The sequence below is a fragment of the Nitrosomonas supralitoralis genome, from assembly GCF_003011925.2.
GTDB lineage: Bacteria > Pseudomonadota > Gammaproteobacteria > Burkholderiales > Nitrosomonadaceae > Nitrosomonas > Nitrosomonas supralitoralis.
In genome coordinates this window covers 1-3,600 of record NZ_PXXU01000115.1, presented here as the reverse complement: position 1 = coordinate 3,600, position 3,600 = coordinate 1, and the positions used below count along the sequence as shown (strand labels likewise).

At 33.6% G+C, this 3,600-nt stretch carries 3 protein-coding genes and 1 pseudogene; 3 read left to right on the top strand and 1 reads right to left on the bottom strand.

Annotation, left to right across the window (positions count from 1 at the left end; translation table 11 throughout):
* Positions 1-750: 750 nt before the first annotated feature.
* From C7H79_RS16675 to C7H79_RS19155, 3 genes and pseudogenes are all read left to right on the top strand, one after another.
* Positions 751-1,443 (top strand): ParA family protein, encoded by a 693-nt coding sequence (locus tag C7H79_RS16675; protein WP_106708359.1) that lies wholly within the window; start codon positions 751-753, stop codon positions 1,441-1,443.
* Positions 1,436-1,798, top strand: coding sequence for a hypothetical protein (locus tag C7H79_RS16670; RefSeq protein WP_106708358.1), 363 nt, complete (start codon positions 1,436-1,438; stop codon positions 1,796-1,798). Before C7H79_RS16675 ends, C7H79_RS16670 begins: the two co-directional genes overlap by 8 nt.
* 278 nt (positions 1,799-2,076) lie before the next feature.
* Positions 2,077-2,216, top strand: a pseudogene (locus C7H79_RS19155) (transposase); the annotation flags it as partial.
* 726 nt (positions 2,217-2,942) lie between these two features.
* Here the strand turns inward: C7H79_RS19155 and C7H79_RS16660 are convergent.
* Positions 2,943-3,347 (bottom strand): DUF883 C-terminal domain-containing protein, encoded by a 405-nt coding sequence (locus tag C7H79_RS16660; protein ID WP_106708356.1) that lies wholly within the window; start codon positions 3,345-3,347, stop codon positions 2,943-2,945.
* Positions 3,348-3,600: the final 253 nt, after the last annotated feature.

Below are 3,600 nucleotides of genomic sequence, written 5' to 3'. Positions count from 1 at the left end.
AACCTATTATCAAGTTGTATTTAGCAAATTATTTAGGCAAATACAGATAGATAGCTTTCTAGATATCAAAAATACCATCAGATAGCTATCATGATATTTATCAATATAAACTATCATGATAGCTATAAACTATATGCTTGCCTTCAAAATACATATGAGAGAAAATTGTCGATTTGTAACAATTGACAATATTATTCATGAATAAATTTCATATATAGATATCTAACAAGCTATCTAATAAAAAGTTACCAAGATAGCTATCCAGGTAATATTCTTTATTTAAAATATAAGATTAATATTAACGATTTTAGAAAACATAAAGGATAGTGTCATCTTGAATTATATGTATATTATTATAAAAATCTATTTACTTGAATATTTAAGTAAATTATATTCGATAGCTTTCTTGATATACTTAATTATACAAAATAGCTATCGAGATAACTAATGTACGAAGATATCCAGATAGCTATCATTCCATCAATGTAGGTGAATAACTTAAAAAGTATCATAAAAAAATCGAACTAATGGATTATAGAAGTTATCTATTGCAAGATAGCTATCCAGGTAAATAAATAACCCTCTAAATCTGGATCGTTATAAGCAATATGTTTGCTTTCAGGATACAAAGGAGAGTAAGTTGTCGATTTGAATAAATAGGACAATAATATTTACATTAATTGATAGCTATTTAGATATCATTTTTAAATGAGTTGCTAGATAGCTATCTTAATAATTTAGGATAAATACATGCCGATAATTGTTTTCGCTTCATCGAAAGGGGGGGCAGGGAAGACCACCGCAGCCATTATTCTAGCATCAGAACTTGCACGTCATAATACAAACGTTACTCTTATTGACGCAGATCCAAACCAGCATAGTGCAAAATGGGCTCAGAAAGATGGCTGTCCAATGAATATTAAACTCATTGAAAAGTCCACAGAAGAAACGATTATAGATGATATAGATAGTGCTCAAGAAAAAACAGCTTTTGTGCTGGTAGATTTAGAAGGAACGGCAAGCATGGCAGTTGCTAGTGCAATAAGTCGTGCTGATTTAGTAATAACGCTATGTCAAGGATCTCAAGATGACGCGGACGAAGCAGCAAAAACTATTAAATTAGTTAATCGTCAGGCAAAGGTATTAAATCGCTTAATTCCTTTTGCTGTGCTTATGACGCGCACTAATCCAGCAATTACGCCACGGACATTAAAACATATTATGAAAGAATTCCGTGATGCAGGAATTGATATTTTTGAAGCTAGCTTGATTGATCGAGAAGCATTTAGAGCAATTCGCTCATTCGGTGGTACTGTCAATGATTTAGACCCCAAACAAGTATCTGGTATTGATAAAGCAATTGCAAATGCTCATGCCTTGGCGATTGAAGTAATTGAAAGAATTAAGGGCATTAAGAGAAAAAGGGACCAAAACCATGACTAAAGAACGTGCACATTTAAATTTAAGTGATGATCTCGATATATCCGAATTTCTTCCTGTTAAAAAAGAAAGAAATCGAGAAACAGAATTAAAAAACCTTGAAAAAATTGCAGAACATTCAGGTTTCGTAAGTAGAAAAAATAAAAGTCAAAGAAGAAGAAAACCACAGTCTCCTTTTAAAAATCAATTAAATTTAAAGTGTCGTGAAGGAATCAAAGAGCTATTTCAGGATATTGGAGAACAATTAGGGGTGCACGACCATACAACCTTTGAACAAGCTCTTGTGGCGCTGATGGAAAAAAATGGTTTAAATGATTTATTGCAGCGTTACAAAGATGTTGAAATTAAAAAATTTTAAAATTTATTCTAAATCCTGTTAAGTAATAAAAACTTGCATAAAATCGTCTAGGGAGTGGCGGAAAATTGTTGCTAATTGACCGTTTAAATAATCGCGGGATAGAAACCTATTGGAGTTATTTCATCGCCAGATTGAAATGGAAAAGTGTCGCCAACAGAAAAAGGACACAGATCCGGTAATCCTCCCCGATATTAGAGGTGCAATACAGTAGAATTTTCTATCCTAAACGAAGAGGAATTTTACTGATGAAGAAGTAGCGATTTACGGAAAGCCAGATCATGCAGATATTTAAGCAAGGTGAGGGGGTGTACCTGTGGCTGATTTATGTCGAGAGCATGGGGCGAGCAGTGCGAGTTTTTATAAATGGCGCAGCAAGTATGGAGTAATGGATGCAACTCTGCTATTTGAAATGAATGAATTTGGAACCATTGAGAATGGTGCAACTTACGGCAACACTATGGTTGTGGATTTACAATAAGGAACGTTCGAATATGGCACTCCGAGGTATTACACCAGCGATAAAGCTGGCGGAAGCTTTTAAACTAAAACTCTCTATTGTAAGCTCCCAATAAAAATGGGGGGTTACCATACTGCTTACTCAAAATAAAAAACCTTCACAGAAACCAGGACGATTTACTTACCAACCCCAGAAATCTTTTTCTCCTATTATAATCAGAACAAAAGTTTTATAAAAACACAAAGGATGGCAATAACTTTGAGTTTTTTATTTGGTTGAGGGTTTTCAGGCGCCATAAATTGATCTAACAATAATATAAATCACTATATTATTTTGGCAATTCGGTAAGTAATTTACCTAAACCACCAAACTAAGGGCTTAGATTCAACATTAATAGTTTGAATTAATGATTTATTCTAATCTATCAAATTATTATGATGCCCTTCATACTAATCTCTTGCTTAATTTATCGAATCATAAAGTTAAGCCCATATCCTAATAAATTATCTAGCGGCACAAAAAATTCTGATTCTTCAGCGGAACAAACAGATTACAATAAAGGCACATCTGCACTTATTTAATTGCTGAATCAACAACCTTATCATCGACGACGTTCCTCAACGCTTCTGCGAAATATGCTTCATTTGATCCATCTACTCCTTTATCAAGTGAGGCCACTTCTATGTGTCATCGATTACGTAGTAGTTTACTCAGTAGATAACCTGCTCCAAACGCTATCCCTAGTGAATATAAGGGATTTTCTCGAATGTACTTGCAACTATCATTAATTAGTTTTTGCTGGGTATTCACTAATTTATCGCTTTGCTCGGTAATGTTTTCTGCTATCTTATTCGTTGCGCTAGCGAATTTATCTATAGCTTCGTGCCCTAAATTATTAAGTTCATCTCCTTGATCCGCTATTTTCTCTGCCACTTGATAGGTTTTGTTAGTAGCTTTGTCAACGGCTACATGGGCTAAGGAATTCAATTGATCCCCTTTATCTACAATTTTATCAGCAACTTGAAAATTTTTCTCGGTTGCCAAATCAACAGCTTGATGGGCCAAATCAGATACTTTATCTACTGCTTTCATAGTGTTTAATCCATTTTATTTAATATTAGAGATATAAATCTTATAATCGATAGTAGCTAGGGTCTACAAAACCGTCTGTACGATTTCTTACTAATTAAGTAGCAATACTAGTTATTGCCAAGTTAACTTCGCAGGCGCCTTACTTATAAATTTATTTTCATCAATCTTACGCAATTTTTCTATATGCCTATGAACTGTTTTCAGTATTTTCTGCTCAAATGCTTTGAGATCAATAACATAAGGAGATTGAATT